Origin of the sequence: Nonomuraea dietziae, from assembly GCF_014195505.1 — a bacterium.
Taxonomy (GTDB): domain Bacteria; phylum Actinomycetota; class Actinomycetes; order Streptosporangiales; family Streptosporangiaceae; genus Nonomuraea; species Nonomuraea roseola.
Map to the genome: position 1 here is coordinate 279027 of NZ_JACIBV010000003.1, position 14745 is coordinate 293771.

Sequence of the window (14745 nt, forward strand, 5' to 3'; positions counted from 1 at the left end):
AGAAGTCATGAGGATCATCATGGGCCTCTTATCCCGAACAGGGGCGGCCTGGGCGGCCCTCTGCCTGCTCCTGTCTTCCCTGTCCGTCCCGCCCGCTGCCGCCGCGGAGCGGCACGGCCTGCCTGCCCCGGCCGTCGCCCAGACCTTCCGCAACCCGCTGAACCCCAGCGCCGACCCCAGCCTGCTCTACCACGAGGGCTCTTACTACCTGGCCACCACCCGCGGGGACCGGATCGGCATCTGGAGGTCGCACAGCCTGGCCACGCTGCTGGCCGCGCCCGAGCACGTGGCCTGGCAGGATAACGACCCGTCGCGCAACATCCAGATGTGGGCGCCCGCCTTCCGGCAGGTCGGCTCGCGCTGGTACATCTACTACACCGCCTCCGACGGCGTGGACGCCAACCACCGGATGTATGTGCTGGAGTCGGTCGGGAACGGCCCGATGGGTCCATACACCTTCAAGGCAAAGATCGCCGACTTCGGTGAGTACGCCATCGACGGTGAGCCGATCACCCACAACGGCCAGTCCTACTTCGTCTGGAGCGGGCCGGGACGGGGCCAGGGTGGACCGGCGCAGCTCTACATCGCCCGGATGAGCAATCCCTGGACGGTGACGGGAGAGCGGACGGCGATCCCCGCCGACGGCGGCTGCAGCGAGGTGCGGGAGGGCCCCACACCGCTCTACCGCAACGGCAGGACCTTCCTGACCTACTCCACCTGTGACACCGCCAAGCCCGACTACCAGCTGTGGGTGACGAGCATCGCCTACGGGGCCGACCCGATGGTAGCCGCCAGCTGGGTGCAGCACCCCGGGCCGGTGTTCTGGCGCGACGACGCGGCCGGCGTGTGGGGCCCGGGCCATCACTCCTTCTTCCGCTCACCTGACGGCACTGAGGACTGGATCGCCTACCACGGCAAGAACACCAGCGCCTACACCTACTCCTTCCGTACGACCCGAGCGCAGAAGTTCAGCTGGAACCCCGACGGCACCCCGAACTTCGGCCGGCCCCTGCCCCTCGGGACCACCCAGCAGCTGCCCTCAGGCGATCCGGGCGCGCCCACGGCCGCGATCAACGACTTCGATCTGGGCACCGGCCAGAATCAGGTTCAGTACAGCGCGACATGGCAGTCAGGGTCAGGCTGCGGGAATCAGTGCTTCCAGGGCAATGATCATTGGACTGGCCGGGCGGGCGCGACTGCGACGATCCGCTTCACCGGCACACAGGTGGCTCTGCTCAGCGTGCGCGACTGGGGCAACGGCATCGCCGCGATATCCATCGACGGCAGCGCTGAGCAGTACCTGGACTATTACAGCGGCATCCGCGTCGGCGAGGAACTCAATTACCTGAGCCCGGTCCTCCCGGCGGGGCCGCATACACTGCGCATCCGGGTGACTGGTGCCCGGAACCCTGCCTCCGGCAGCACGGTGATCAGTCTCGACCGCATCGAGGTGTACGGCTGAAGCGCCTCGGGGCGGGGCCGCTGGCACCCAGGCGGGCGAAGTGGCGCGTAGATGAACTGCCGAGGCGGGCACGGCGTGCCGTCCCGTCGGCATGGCGCGCCACGAAGGCCGACCTGTGTGGCGTCCGGTTGATCACTCGGCCATCTTCTGCGCAAGCCGGATCGCGGGCTCTTCACCCTGCTCTGGGGCAGGCCGGTGCGGGGCTGCTGCGCAGCGTCCAGGGGCCGGAAGAGCACGACGTTGCCTCCGCAGATGGCCTCCCAGCAGGTCGGCAGAGGCGGCTAGGGCGCGTAAGATGATCTTGAAGGCTAGTGTGACAGGGGGGCAACGGACAAACAACCGCTGTTGAGCGTCACGAGATGTCAGTGGGAGACGACACCAGCTGACAGTGGGGACGGCGCGAGTTGTCAGTAGTTCCGTCACTATCCGTGGCGGAACTACGTGTCAGCTTTCGCCGGTGTCGTCGAGCTCCACCAGCCACGAGGCATCGGTCGGGCGTGATTCGTCGATGTCGCTGCTGTACAACAGCTCTTGAAGATGCTGCTCATCGTCGAGGAACGGTCGCAGTATGCGCCCCGCCCGCCGTGTTCAGCGCCCGGCCCCCGGCCCTTGGCGGCCAGCCGGACCGAGCTGACCTCGGGCAGCTCGGCGGCCAGCCGGGCGGCGATGCGCGGCGTGGCGTCGGTGCTGGCGTTGTCGGCGACGGTGATGCGGAAGGCGTACGGGAAGTCGTGCCGCAGGTGCTCGTGCAGTCTGCGGACGCATGGCTCCAGGTCGATCTCCTCGTTGTGGACCGGGACGACGACGTCGAGTACGGGCGCGGGCGGCGCGGGCGTCCCGGCCATGCCGTGGGCGCCGAGTGCTGAGATGCTCATGCGATCACGTTCCGTGGTCGGTCTTTCCGTGGGACGTGGCGATGCTGTGGGCGGGCTGTGAGGTCTCAGCCGGTCAGGTCGTAGACGGTGACGCCGCCCACGGTCGTCGGGGTGTACGTGGCGGCGACCCAGGCGGCGATCCGCGCGGCATGCCGATATCGCGATTCTGTCTTTTGAGTGGTGGCGCGGAAACCAGCACGACTCGAAATTGTATTAGGTGGCAGGAATCACCCGGTATTGGCAGAAATAGAGCTCCAATGGGTGTTGCGCCTTTCGCTCCCTCTACGTAATGGGCTCACCCGTGCTGCTCGGCAATGGCCGGTATTGCGCTGGGAGTGAACTGATGAAGTCGACCACGCCGCATGGTCAAAAATGGGCAGATGCGAACATTGGTTTTAGGTGGTACGAGGTTCCTGTCCAGAGAGATCGCCCGGCAGGCGCGCGATCGCGGGCATGAGGTGGTGTGCGCGGCCCGTGGGCTGGCGGGCGATCCGCCGGCGGATGTCGAGTTCGTCAGGGTTGACCGCAGCGAGGACGGTGGGCTGGCTCCGGTGAAGGGGGAGTTCGACCTCGTTATTGACGTCGCCAGGCATCCGAGCCTGGTTCGGCGGGCCGTTGCGGAACTCGCGGGGCGCGTCGGGCACTGGACGCTGGTGTCATCGGGCAACGTCTACGCCGATCCAAGCCAGACCGGCCAGGCTCTACATGAGCCGCTGGCAGCCGATGCCGATGAGACCGATCCGGCGAACTACGGCCCGGCCAAGGTAGCGTGCGAGCAGATCGTCGGTGACGGAGCTCTCCTGGCGCGTGCCGGGCTGATCGTGGGTCCGGAAGACCCGTTCGACCGGTTCGCCTACTGGGTCGACCGGCTCACCCGTGGCGGGCTTGTGCTCGTGCCAGGGTCTCCTGACGATCTCGTTCAACTCGTCGACGTACGAGATCTGGCCAGCTGGGTGCTCGATGCGGCGGAGCGAGGGCTGACCGGGCCGTACGACGCGATCTGCATGCCCTTCGGCAGGGGCAAACTTCTCACGGAGATCGCCGAGAGCCTGAATGTGCAGTCCGAGTTTGTCTGGGCTGATCAAGAGTTCCTTGTCGAGCAGAAAGTGGCGCCGTGGATGGGGCCACGATCACTGCCGATGTGGCTGCCGTTGCCGGAATACGCTGGTTTCATGGCCCGCGACACCTCCGCCACGCTGGCGGCAGGCCTGCACATTCGCCCGCTCGCCGATACAGTCCTCGACACCCTTGCCTGGCTGCGCGAGTCCGGCCACTCAGTGAGCCGTGCCGGCCTCACGGCCGTAGAGGAGAAGGAACTGCTTCGCATGCTCTCCTGATCCGGCCCGGCTCGACGTAACGCCCTGCTATCAAGGCGCGAACCATCACCTCGGCCCTCATGTCGATCAACACCGGACGATGAACTGCGGAGCCGCAGGTCTCCCGTACATCGTTCACTGTGCCACACCCCTCCGAGAGGACCTGCCTGTGCAATCCGTCCTGCAAGCGGCGCTCGCCTGTGTCGTCGGCGCTGTGGAGACGACCACCGACCCGTCCGGTGTCACCTTCCACCGCTCGTCCAGTACGGTGCGAGCCCGTCTCGACGACATGGGTCTCGACTCCATGAGCGCCGTACCCGCCGGGATCCGGATGGAGGCCCTCACCGACGCCTCAGCTCTGATCCTCGATGTCCAACTCACCGAGTTCCTCATGCTGGGCGCGACCTCCTCCGGCAGCGCCTTCGATCTCGTACTGGACGGCGAGTTGCGAGACCCGGTGACCACCACAGAGCAGACGCTCGTCGTGATAGACCCCGTCACCTGGACCATGGAACACCAGCCGACCGGCCCTGCTACCTTGCGATTCGACCTTGGCGTATCCGAGGTCGAACGACGAGTCGAGATCTGGTTTCCCGCCGGAGCGATGCTGAAGCTGCTGGATGTCCGGATCAACGACGGGTCATCCCTGCGACCAGCACCGACCGCAGGTCCGCTTTGGGTGCATCACGGCAGCTCCATCAGCCAGTGTGCTGAGGCTGATCGCCCCACCGGCACATGGCCGGCGATCGTCGCCCGATCGGCAGGCCGATCCCTGCTCAACCTCGCCCTCGCCGGGCAGTCCCACCTCGACCAATTCACCGCCCGCACCATCCGTGACCTGCCCGCCACCGCGATCAGTCTCGAACTCGGCCTCAACGTTCTCAGTACCGACTCCATGCGCGAGCGAGCCTTTGTCTCGGCCTTCCACGGCTTCCTCGACACGATCCGCGACGGCCACCCGACCACACCCATCGTCATTGTGACTCCGATCATCTGCCCTATCGCCGAGCACCACCCCGGCCCCACACCCTTAGGCCGCGACCAGCAGATCCGCGTCATCGAAAGGCCGGCCGACCTGACCGCTGAGGCGCTGTCCCTCAGCCGGATCCGCTCCCTCCTCCACCAGCACGCCGCCATCCGCCGCAAAGAGGGCGACACGAACCTCCACACCATCGACGGGCTTGCCCTCTTCGGCCCTGGTGACGCTGGGGACCTAACAGATGGCCTGCATCCCAACGCGAGCGGCTACCGCCGCATTGCGGAGCGCTTCCTGCCTCTCGCATTCGGGGGCGACGGGCCGCTCCGGTGACCGAAAACCGTCACTTCAGGATGCCAGCCACCTAATCGCCAGGGTCTTGTGCGTGGCTTGGTCGCCGCAGTTCAGGCGGACATCCAGTTCGGCGGCGCAGTCTTGTCAGTGCTGACGAGGAACTTCTTGAACTCGGCGGCGCGGTGCTGGCGGTGCAGTTCGCCGATGACACGTCTGTCGCCGATGTTGAAGGCGGCGAACGGCTGGCGATGCGATGACGAGGTAGTCGTGGTGCGCCCGCTCGGGCATGCTCGGCCATCACCGTCCGCACCGGCTGCGACCGACCCAGCGCCTGGATCAAGGACTGCTCACCGACGCACGGCACTTCCGCGTGTTCCGGCGGGTCGGATAGATCCCCACCACGGCGACGACCTTCTGGCGCGAACAGCGGATCGGCCGACAGCTTGAACGTGCTGGTGCGGTGGCAGTCGACCAAGATCCGATGCCCCAACCGGGAGCCTCGTTGCTGTCTTATCGTGCCTCGATTCCCCTGTCCAACCACACCCTGACCCGCCTGGCCGACCTCATCCGCACCCAGCGGGCCGAACGCTGCTCCCGATGGCGGAAGTTAGACCCGGTCCGGCAAGCGCTGCTGGTCCTGGCCCACCTGCGCAACGGCGACACCTACACACGCCTGGCCGCCGGCTTCTCTGTCGGCACCACCACCGCCTGGCGCTACGTCCAGGAAAGCGTCGAACTGCTGGCCATCCTGGCCGACGAGGTGCAGGCCGCCGCGGCGCGCGCGGCCTGGCTGGCCTACGCCATCCTGGATGGCACCCTCATCCCGATCGACCGCCTGGCAGACGAGCGGCCGTACTGTCGAGTCGGCACGGAGCGCGGTGCTGGTGTTGCCACCGGTCCGTTTCTCCGTGCCGCTCACCGAACCCGGCGTGCGACTCTCACCGCACCGGGCTCTCCACGGTCCGTGCCGTTGAGGCGTGGTTCGCGGGCCAGGGGGTGGGGATCGTGTTGCCCCGGTAGCGGTAGCGGGTGACCGCGACCGATTGTGGGGCGAACAGTTCGGCCCCGTTCGCTGTGAGGGGTTTCCACCGGCCGTCGTGGTCGGTGAAGCGTCGGCGTAGGTCTTTCCAGCTCCAGCGGTGCCGTGTCATCCACCAGCTGGTGACCCGCCACCACACGAAGCGGTCGAGGGACTTCAGCGTGGTCTTGCACACCGCATGCTTGAAGTAGTTGACCCACCCGCGCAGGATCTGATTGATCCTCCTCAGCACGGTCCCCGGGTCCTGCTGCGACGTCCTGTTCGTGAGGGCACGGATCTTCTCCTTCACCTGCCGGATCGGGCGCTTGGCGATGAAGGCACGATCCGGACACCGTTCAAACGACATCGCCATCGGCCCGGGCTCTCCCGCAGGCGAGACGTCAACCGCGCCCACGCCCGCATCCGCGCCATCGGCGAACGCGCCGTCGCGATCTTGAAGAGTTGGAAGGTGCTGACCAAGCTGCGCTGCTGCCCGCATCGGGCGACCGCACTCGTGCAGGCCATCCTCGTCCTGCAGCTCATCGAAGAGGGCCGCTACTCAGGATGAAAAGGGCTCATCGAATGACCCGTCACCGGACCGTCGCAGGTGACCACCGCCGAAGCCCGGGCATGGGTCCTGGAACACCTGGACCGGCCGGTGACGCTGCCCCAGCTCGCCGGCTGGGGCGGGTTCGCCACCTCGTCCCGCTTCCGGCGGCGCTTCCGCGCCATCATCGGTGTCTCACCTGCTGCCTACGGCCGTACCTCCACGTCGTCCCTTTTCACTAACACTCCAAGGCAGTTGATCAGCAAGTGGCTCTCAAACCGACCGACATATGGCTCCCGGTTCCACCTGCATAGCCAGAGCGGCGTTCACGGCGTCGCGGTCGAGTTCGATGCCGTTGGCGAAGCCGTGCAGGTGAGGCAGATCAGCGGCGCGGACGGTGGTGATCCAGGCGGTGAGCTTGGCGTCGTTGCCTGCAGTTGGGGTGAGGAGTCCGGCGAAGCTGCGGACATGGTGGGCGAGTTCGGCCAGTTCGGGGCAGGCGGCGGTGAGCTCCTGCACCAGCTGGGTGTCGCTATCGCGCAGCCGATCGGGGTGGGTGAGCAGGAGGCGTGCCAGGCGGCGCGGGGTGATGACGGGCCGTTCTCCTTCGGCTCGGCCTTGGGTGATGTAGCGGTAGAGCAGGTTGAGGCTGCCGGTGTAGCCGAGTTCTTTGATCTCGCGAAACAGCTGCTGGACTGCAACAGCTGAGTCGGCGGCGCGCCGCTGCCGGAGGTGATCGCGGTAAGGATCGACCAGAGTGGGGCGATAACGCGGAGCGCGGCGCAAAGCCTCGGGCTTCTGGGTGCGGGCGTAGCGCTTGACGGTGTTGAGGGACAGGTTCAGTCGGCGGGCACACTCCAAGAGGCCGACGCCCTTGTCCAGTAGGTCGTGGATCTGCTGCCAGCGTTCGCGGGTGGTCTGTTCGTGGACGCCGGCGGGCCGGGGCGGGTTGACCGTGGCCCAGCAGGCGCTGTGGGAACGAACCTCGGCGAGGGTCTTGTCACAGAAATTCGCCCACAGGTGCCACCGGTCGCCGACCTGTACCGCATCCGGCAGGGCACGTCGAATCGCCTCGCCGTAGGCGCCCGACCCGTCGCGGCAGACGATCTCGACCCCCGAGTGGGATCGCAGCCACGTCTCCAGCACATCGGCACCGCGGCCGGGCAGAACATCGATCCGCTCGCCGGTCTCGGCGTCGATCAGGATGGTGGCATAACGGTGACGGCGCTTGAGAGCGAAGTCATCGACACCCAGCACGCGCGGGACCCGCAGCGGGGGCAGCGGCAGCCGCACCAGCAGCCGCAGCGCTGTGGACCTCGAGATCGTGACGGACAGAACCGCCGAAAGCCGAGCACCCGCACGGCCGGCCAGCTCTTTGACCACTGCCCCGAGTTGTCCGGTGAGCCTGCTGGTTCGACGCTGGTAGCGCTCGAGCAACCCGGGCACCTGCTCACGGAACGTCTGCCGAGGGCATCCCCGCGCCGGGCAGAGCAGACGCCGTACCTGTAGCGACACCACCACCGGCCGCCCGTCGACCGGGACATCGGCGACCGTCCGGCTCGTGTAGCCGTGCACCCGACCGGTCAGCGCCCCACACGCCGGGCACGGTACCGGCTCGTCGCGCGTACGGGCCATGACCCGAATAAGGTCGTCCTCGTCCTCTACTCCCTCGATGACCAGGGCAGACAGACCCGCAAATACCACACCCGTGAGATCGTCGATCTTCAGCACGGCCCAGCCTGGCAGGGATCACTCAGTGCCACCACCGATTACGGGCCAGACCCGTTGTTCTTACAGTCCCGGTGACGTTGTCGGCTGCGCGGCGATAACGGCGGCCCGGCTCGCCCATTCTCACTCCGAGCGGATCAGGCGGGACGTGGCGCCCCTAGGGCGCGTATTGGGTCGTGATCAATGTGTCGATTCGCCCTCACGGTGAGGCCTGGACCGGTAGAGCGAGCGGGAGGAGCGACGACGTGTCCGGCGCCGGCGAAAACTCCGGCTGAAGGCCGCCCTGCTGGGGCGCTCCAGGGGCGGGCAGAGCAGCAAAGTTCACCTGGCCGCCGACCGCAAGTGCCGCCCGTTGGCGTTCGTGCTGACCGCGGGCCAGGCCGCGGACAGCCCACAGTTCATCCCCGTGTTGGGGAAGATACGGGTCCGCGTCCCCGTCGGTCGTCCCCGCACCCGGCCGGACGCGGTCGCCGCCGACAAGGCCTACTCCTCCCGCGGCAACCGGGCCCACCTGCGCAGACGCGGGATCAAGGCAGTGATCCCGGAGAAGAGAGACCAGGCCGCCAACCGGAGGAAGAAGGGCTCCGCGGGCGGTCGGCCTGTCAGTCACGACGCCGACCTCTACAAGGAGAGGAACACCGTCGAGCGCCTGATCAACAAGCTCAAGGCCTGGCGAGGCGTAGCGACCCGATACGACAAGACCCCAGCCAGCTACCTCGCCGGCCTCCATCTGCGCGCCTCGATGATCTGGGTCAAGGACCTCACCCGGACCACCCGTTGATCACGACTCGATACGCGCCCTAGGTGGGCGGCGTCGTGTTCGGCAACCCACCGCCAGCGGCTGCAGCGGCCGCGGCCGCCGTCGTCAGTGCTCGCCCCGAGATCGCCAACGCAGCGGCCAGGCGCTCACGCTCGCCGTCGTCCAGGCCGTGCTCGCCGAACTGGCGGGACAGCAGCATCAGGTGAGCGGCGAAGCGGGTGCAGGCGTCGACGGTGATGTCGACTGGGTCCCGGGTCGGGCGGTCCGCCGACACAGGGGGAACTGGGGGAGCGGGGCGGGATCCTTCCAGGTGCGAGTGCGCTGGAAGGAGATCTTGTTCTCGCGTAAGTACTGGCGCAGCAGCTCCCGGCCGACCACGACGATGCGGGTGGGGTTGTCTGCCAGGCAGGCGAGGAGTTTGCGGATACTCCACCGGGTGAAGGGGCATGCTCGAGTCCGACAGGGTCGCCTGACCGCAGTATCCGCCCCTGCATGATCGCGTGGCGGAGCGCATAGTAGGCCGACTCGTGTTCCCATCGCTGGTGGTAGAGGCTGACCGGGGCGGCGGCCGGGTAGCGACGAGCGTCGGTCAATGTGGTGGCCAGGCGGTAGGTGCCGGCGAAGGTGGTGCCGTCCGCGCAGGTCACCGTCACGCGGGCCTCGATGATGCGGATCTGCAGGGTGCCGATCACCGATAGATAGGAGCCGTCGGCGAGCGGGGCCAGGATGGGGGTGCGCCGGTTGCTGCGCAGCCGGCCCAGGACTTGCGCCTCGGTGGCGGCGACCTGGGCGAGGAAGACGTTGCCGTCGAAGCCCTTGTCCCATAACACGAGCACGTCCGGCTTCAGCAGGTGCAGCAGGCGCCGGGCATCCGGTCTCGCCTTCGCCGGTGGGGCCGAAGACCGCGCCGATCAGGGCCCTGGTTCCGGTCTCGACGAGCGTCATCAGCTCCAGCAGGGGGTAACCGCCATGGCCGGGGCTGCCGAGCCAGGCTCGGTTACGGGCGGTGTCGGGGGCCTTGAGCGAGCTGCAGCCGTCGAAGGAGACCGTGCGGTAGGGGCCGAACCGCACTCCGGGAGTTCTGGGCTGGGCCAGCGGCCCGCACAGCACCTCGAACAGGCGGCGCATCGGCGCGCCGCCCACCCGGCGACGCAGGTCATGCAGAGCTTTGGCCGTGGGCGTCACTACCGGCAGTGCGGTCAGCGAGGCCGTCAGCTTCCGCCATCCCACCAGGTATCCGACCTCCGGGAACAGGCACATCGCCAGCAGGAAGTAGACCCCGACACGCGAGGCACCACGAAAGCCCTAACTACCTGGCCTTGACTCCGGCCCCGGCTTTGGGGACACAGCGCCGTCATCCCGCAGCTCGACCTTGCCCGTGGGGCGTGCGGTCGCCATCGGCACGGTCATCCCGTGTAGGCGGGGGAGCCCAACGCCGGCGCCCCGATCTCCTGCCGGGCCCACGCCTACCTGCGGCGGTTGGTTGAAGAACGCTTATTGATCGCCCGTGGACTCAGCCGGCGTGGTTGCTGTTCGCTCCGGCGAGCGTCTCGACGGTGCGTGCAGCCGAGGTCAGATATGAGCCCACGCGCGCGACGAGCATGGCCATCTCGTAGGCGATCAGGCCGATGTCCGCAGCCTGATCGCAGAGTATCGCCAGGCAGCCCCCCTCCCCGGCCACGCTTATGATGAGGAACCCAGAATTCCACTCCACCACCGTCTGCCGAACCGCGCCGCCACCCACGAGCTCAGCGGCGCCCCTGGCAAGGCTCTGCAGCCCGGCGGCCACGGCCGACAGGTGCTCGCCGTCGGTTCGCTGCAGCGCCGCCGAGGAGGCCATCAACAGTCCATCGGAGGAGAGTACGATGGCGTGCTCGGCCTCGTTGATCCGGCTGATCAGTTCATCCAGCAGCCAGTTCAGCCCTGCGCTCGCGCTGGTTGTCACGTATCGTCTCCCGACCGATCGTCTTGCATGAATCCGGCCCACTGCGGATCTAACATCTCGACCATGTCAGAGGGCGCTACACAGCGGGGGACGTACATAGTCCATATGTTCCAGCTCAGCCGGTTCCTTGCGTATCCATTGTGGCGCGAAACGGAAGGGGCAGCTTCAGATAGCCCTGGGCTTCGCAAAGTTGACCGAAATCAGTGGGTTTCCTGGCGGTTTACGCCCCATAGGCTGTATGGGGTGGCTCCTTGAGCTCGCTGGACACATCTCACAATGAGCCCCTTTCATCCTCGGGCGAGTTCGTAGTTCTGCAGGACAGTGACCCCGATGAGCAGGCTGGTGCCGTGTCGACCTGGATTGACTGGCGCTACGAGAAGGGAACCGAGCCGCCCTACCGGGAGAGACCGTGAGGATCGCGCCGAGTGGGTCGCAGCCCGCCATCTGCACACCAAATCCGCAGGCATTAGTGCCTTTTGTGGCGGCAAACCACCATATGTCTCATTGGCGATCTTGCTGATCTTGATGGGTGCGTTGGTGTCGTGCGGTCGTTGCGAGGTCCCCGTTTGACGAGCAACCATCACTACGTACCAGGGCCGAGGAACAAAGAGACCCGGAAGGAGACACGGCCGAACAGGCCGGCGGACTGTTACATGACGCCGACCTGAGCGGGACCAGCCGGGCGCGTTCAGCGGCCGATCCCGGAGCTTACAAGTGCTTCTGGACCCGGTCCATCATCGCGACCAGGCGTCTTCTGTCGTGGCGTGCCGACACAGCGTCGACATACTGGGCATAGTTGCCACTGGCGGGGCGGTGCCCCCCACGAGGTTGCGCACGCCGGGGAACGCAAGCCGACGATCGAGAAGCAAAGCTATCGTCTGCCCTAGAAGATATACCAGACAGAACTCTGTTTCTGTTCGGTCTAAATTCGATGCTTGAGGCCGAAGCGGCCAGGGCTTAATGCCCCTGCAGAGTGCACCTTCCACGCAGACCCGCCGAAGGCGTCGGATCGGCCGCCTTCTTCCTGAGCGTAAAGCGTGTCGTGTGAGCTCGACCTGATGGCGCTCGATCAGCCGCGCTACGTGGTCGTCAGCGGTGTTCTTTGTACAGTCCCGCTCGCCATTGGACCGCCCCCCAAGAGGAGCGCTTGAAGGCCTCCACTATGGCCCCGTTAGGGGGTGGCCAGTTTCGGCAGACAGGCCCGAGCGGAGAGCTGTGATCGCAGTGAAGACGCGGGGGTCGTGGGAGCAGACGATCTCCACGTTGGGGTCGGTGTTGAGCTGGGTGAGCCGGTGGTGGTTGGCGGCGATGGCACCGGGTTCGATGGCGGCCATCTGTTCGAACTGGCGGAGCTCCGGCCGGGGTTCCAACGGGCGTCCGGTGTGGTCTGTGAGGTTCGCGCTGCTGCCGTCGAACATCGCGTCGCCGGCATGAAGGAGCAGCCTGCCATCTCCGACGTCGATGGCGACGGCTGCGTGGCCTCGGGTGTGGCCGGGCATGGGAATGAGCGCGAATCGGTCGTCGAGTCCGTTGACCTGGTAGGCGCCGGTGAAGCCGCGCCACGGCTCCCCTGGGCCTTCGTAGGCCGACATGATGGGACGATGGGCCCATTGGGCTGGCCGGTAGCGTTGCTTCTCCATCTCGTCCGGGATGATCATGGCGGCCCGCTGTTCAGCGGCGGTGGTGTGCACGACTGCGGTCGGGAAGTCGGCCAGTCCGCCGATGTGGTCGAGGTCCATATGGGTCAGCACGATGTGTTTGACATCGTCAGCGGTGTATCCGAGCGACCGGATCTGGGTGATCGCGGTTTCGGCGGGTGAGCACGCCGGGTTCAGGAGGAGGCGGAGCGGCCCGAGCCGCCCGGTGGGGTCGGCGAGGTCGGCGGTGCCGAAGCCGGTGTCCACGAGCACCAGGCTTTGGTCGGTTTCGACGGCCAGGACGTGGGTCACGAGTTGGATGCCCTGGGCATCCATGGTGCCGCAGTTGAGGTGGTGTACGCGCATGTGTCGCGAGTCTCCTGACGCTAGAGGATGTGCTCAGAACTGGAAGTTTCGCCGCCGATGTGTGATCCCGGTGTCTCCTGCCGAGCCGGGTGGAGTGACATCCGTGGCCTCATGCCTGAGGACACGCGGCAGCTCGCCCAGCCCGTTGATGATCGCGTCGGGGCAGGCGGCCTGGAGGCGGGATTCCGCACGATAACCACCGGTGACGGCGATGGCCATATAGCCGGCGGTCCGGGCGCAAGCTATGTCGTACTCGGTGTCCCCGACGTAGACGAGCCTTGCGTGATTCGCGCGGTGGGCGTCCAGGTGTGCGATCTTGTCGTCGGCGTCGGTGACGACGATGTCCAGGTAGAAGGCAAGCCCGGTGCGGTCAAGGTCGCGTTGAACGGCCGAGGCGGCCGCGGCGGAGACGACGCCCACACGGGCGCCGGCACCGCGCAGGCTCCGAAGGAACTGCTCCGCCCCGGCGCGAGCGGGTGCCTCGCAGTGGCGAGAGCGCGGTTCCACTCCTCGAGCGCGATGTCGGAGTCGGCGACGCCCAGGTCGGTGAGGAAATCGAGCAGAGGCAGGCGGAACCGGTGGAGAAACTCCGTTAAGGACAGGAGGGCTATGCGCCTGCTGGAGAGGACACCATTGGTGGCGGCGTGCGCGCGGAGGGTGTCGTCCATGAGGGTGCCCTTCACGTCGAACAGCACGAGCATGTCGCTGAGGTGGGTCATGAGGTGGAGAAGCTGCTTTCGAGGAGGGGAAGTTCGGCGGCGGTGCCAAGGAAGCGGTCGTCGAGACCAGCAGATCACCGGGGTCGCAGGAGGCCGTGACCTGCTGGCCCGCCGACGGCGCCCGCGCGTCGTCCACTCAGACGGCGAAGCCGAGATCGAGATGAACGACATCGCAGGGGCCCGGACGCCGGCTGCTCAGCTGGCGTCCGAATACAGCCGAGAAACTCCGCCGGCCAGGTTCGACTGGACCTGCCGTGCGTCCTCGTCGGCGAGGATCTCGACGGAGCCTTCCTCCAGCGCGTCGAGCGACAGCGCGGCGACCACTGCGGGATCGCTCTTGGGAGCATCGACCGACGCGACCATGTCGGTGTCCAGGAAGCCGACGTGCAAGGCGGCCACGCTGGTGCCCTGTGCCGCGAGTTCGAGTCGCAGAGCATTGGTCAGCGACCACTGCGCCGACTTAGCCGCGGCGTAGCCGCTGTATCCCGGATAGGTCACCCATGACAGCACGGACAACACGTTGAGGATCGTGCCGCCGCCGTTGTCGGCCAGTTGCGGGGCGAACGCACGGCTAACCGCGAGCGTGCCGAAATAGTGGGTCTCCATCTCCAGGCGAATGTCTTCCAAGGAGCCATCGGACACAGACGCACCCGTGTATGAACCCGCATTGTTGATCAGCAGCGATACTCCCGATGTCTCCTCCGCCGCGGCGGCCACCGACGCGGCGTCCGTGACATCGATCGTGATCGGGATCACGCCAGGCACATCGAGCGAAGCGACGTTCCGGACACCGCCGTACACGATGGCGCCCCGGGCCACGAGCTGCTCTGCGAAACGCCGACCCAACCCGCGGTTGGCGCCGGTAACAAAAGCCGTGCTTCCGGCTATCTTCATTGATTCTCCTAGGCTTGATGGTGGCTCCGGCCTGGCAATTCGACAGACCTCGATAAGCCGACCGTGTCGTCTCCCTCGGAACTGCCGGGGTGCCCTGCAGCGGCCCTTGCCGAACCGACACAGAAGTGGTCGCTCCCTGTCGATCGTCGTAGTTCCGCCCCCTCTACAGACTCGGCGGCTCGACGAAAGGAATCGGATGAGCGGTGAT

The 14745-nt window shown here is 66.7% G+C and carries 10 protein-coding genes and 5 pseudogenes; 6 read left to right on the top strand and 9 right to left on the bottom strand.

Features of this window, described 5'->3' with window-relative positions:
- Positions 1-7: 7 nt before the first annotated feature.
- A complete protein-coding gene (locus FHR33_RS48280) occupies positions 8-1462 on the top strand; it encodes a glycoside hydrolase family 43 protein (RefSeq protein ID WP_183662901.1) in 1455 nt (484 codons plus the stop codon).
- 437 nt (positions 1463-1899) lie between these two features.
- On the opposite strand, the gene FHR33_RS49580 is transcribed toward FHR33_RS48280, so the two are convergent.
- On the bottom strand, positions 1900-2337 hold the full coding sequence (locus FHR33_RS49580; RefSeq protein WP_221242732.1) for a glycosyltransferase: 438 nt from the start codon (positions 2335-2337) through the stop codon (positions 1900-1902).
- 380 nt (positions 2338-2717) lie between these two features.
- Between FHR33_RS49580 and FHR33_RS48290 the strand changes: the two genes are divergently transcribed.
- The 3 genes and pseudogenes from FHR33_RS48290 to FHR33_RS48300 all read left to right on the top strand — a co-directional run.
- Positions 2718-3674, top strand: a complete 957-nt coding sequence (locus FHR33_RS48290) for an NAD-dependent epimerase/dehydratase family protein (protein WP_183662904.1) — start codon at positions 2718-2720, stop codon at positions 3672-3674.
- Between the two features lie 148 nt (positions 3675-3822).
- Positions 3823-4962 carry an SGNH/GDSL hydrolase family protein gene (locus tag FHR33_RS53070; RefSeq protein WP_183662907.1) on the top strand — a complete coding sequence of 380 codons (1140 nt, stop codon included), beginning with the start codon at positions 3823-3825 and terminating at the stop codon, positions 4960-4962.
- A gap of 463 nt (positions 4963-5425) precedes the next feature.
- Positions 5426-5779 (top strand): annotated as a pseudogene (locus tag FHR33_RS48300) (helix-turn-helix domain-containing protein); the annotation flags it as partial.
- An 82-nt stretch (positions 5780-5861) separates the two neighbouring features.
- Here FHR33_RS48300 and FHR33_RS48305 read toward each other — a convergent pair.
- Positions 5862-6314 carry a group II intron maturase-specific domain-containing protein gene (locus FHR33_RS48305; RefSeq protein ID WP_183663221.1) on the bottom strand — a complete coding sequence of 151 codons (453 nt, stop codon included), beginning with the start codon at positions 6312-6314 and terminating at the stop codon, positions 5862-5864.
- On the opposite strand from FHR33_RS48305, the pseudogene FHR33_RS48310 reads away from it, so the two are divergent.
- Positions 6270-6509: pseudogene (locus FHR33_RS48310) on the top strand (transposase family protein); the annotation flags it as partial. The gene FHR33_RS48305 and the pseudogene FHR33_RS48310 sit on opposite strands and share 45 nt — an antisense overlap.
- Positions 6510-6797: 288 nt before the next feature.
- Here the strand turns inward: FHR33_RS48310 and FHR33_RS48315 are convergent.
- A pseudogene (locus FHR33_RS48315) lies at positions 6798-8219 on the bottom strand (ISL3 family transposase); the annotation flags it as partial.
- Between the two features lie 232 nt (positions 8220-8451).
- On the opposite strand from FHR33_RS48315, the pseudogene FHR33_RS48320 reads away from it, so the two are divergent.
- Positions 8452-8997 (top strand): annotated as a pseudogene (locus FHR33_RS48320) (IS5 family transposase); the annotation flags it as partial.
- Between the two features lie 19 nt (positions 8998-9016).
- Here the strand turns inward: FHR33_RS48320 and FHR33_RS51435 are convergent.
- The 6 genes and pseudogenes from FHR33_RS51435 to FHR33_RS48350 all read right to left on the bottom strand — a co-directional run bounded on the left by FHR33_RS51435 (position 9017) and on the right by FHR33_RS48350 (position 14537).
- A complete protein-coding gene (locus tag FHR33_RS51435; protein ID WP_246453907.1) occupies positions 9017-9250 on the bottom strand; it encodes a hypothetical protein in 234 nt (77 codons plus the stop codon).
- Positions 9175-10254: pseudogene (locus FHR33_RS53635) on the bottom strand (transposase domain-containing protein); the annotation flags it as partial. The gene FHR33_RS51435 and the pseudogene FHR33_RS53635, both read right to left, overlap by 76 nt.
- Positions 10255-10489: 235 nt before the next feature.
- A complete protein-coding gene (locus tag FHR33_RS48335; RefSeq protein ID WP_183662925.1) occupies positions 10490-10921 on the bottom strand; it encodes a roadblock/LC7 domain-containing protein in 432 nt (143 codons plus the stop codon).
- A 1160-nt stretch (positions 10922-12081) separates the two neighbouring features.
- The gene (locus FHR33_RS48340; protein WP_183662927.1) at positions 12082-12924 is read right to left on the bottom strand and encodes an MBL fold metallo-hydrolase; all 843 of its coding nucleotides are present in this window, start codon (positions 12922-12924) and stop codon (positions 12082-12084) included.
- A gap of 33 nt (positions 12925-12957) precedes the next feature.
- Positions 12958-13779: an HAD family hydrolase gene (locus FHR33_RS51440; protein WP_312896115.1), complete on the bottom strand. Its 822-nt coding sequence runs from the start codon at positions 13777-13779 to the stop codon at positions 12958-12960.
- 59 nt (positions 13780-13838) lie between these two features.
- Positions 13839-14537 (bottom strand): SDR family oxidoreductase, encoded by a 699-nt coding sequence (locus FHR33_RS48350; RefSeq protein ID WP_183662933.1) that lies wholly within the window; start codon positions 14535-14537, stop codon positions 13839-13841.
- Between the last annotated feature and the right edge of the window lie 208 nt (positions 14538-14745).

Coding starts and splice junctions, on each gene's coding strand:
- FHR33_RS48280 (WP_183662901.1), top strand. CDS start 8: ATGAGGATCATCATGGGCCTCTTATCCCGAACAGGGGCGGCCTGGGCG.
- FHR33_RS48305 (WP_183663221.1), bottom strand. CDS start 6,314: ATGGCGATGTCGTTTGAACGGTGTCCGGATCGTGCCTTCATCGCCAAG.
- FHR33_RS48340 (WP_183662927.1), bottom strand. CDS start 12,924: ATGCGCGTACACCACCTCAACTGCGGCACCATGGATGCCCAGGGCATC.
- FHR33_RS48290 (WP_183662904.1), top strand. CDS start 2,718: ATGCGAACATTGGTTTTAGGTGGTACGAGGTTCCTGTCCAGAGAGATC.
- FHR33_RS49580 (WP_221242732.1), bottom strand. CDS start 2,337: ATGAGCATCTCAGCACTCGGCGCCCACGGCATGGCCGGGACGCCCGCG.
- FHR33_RS48350 (WP_183662933.1), bottom strand. CDS start 14,537: ATGAAGATAGCCGGAAGCACGGCTTTTGTTACCGGCGCCAACCGCGGG.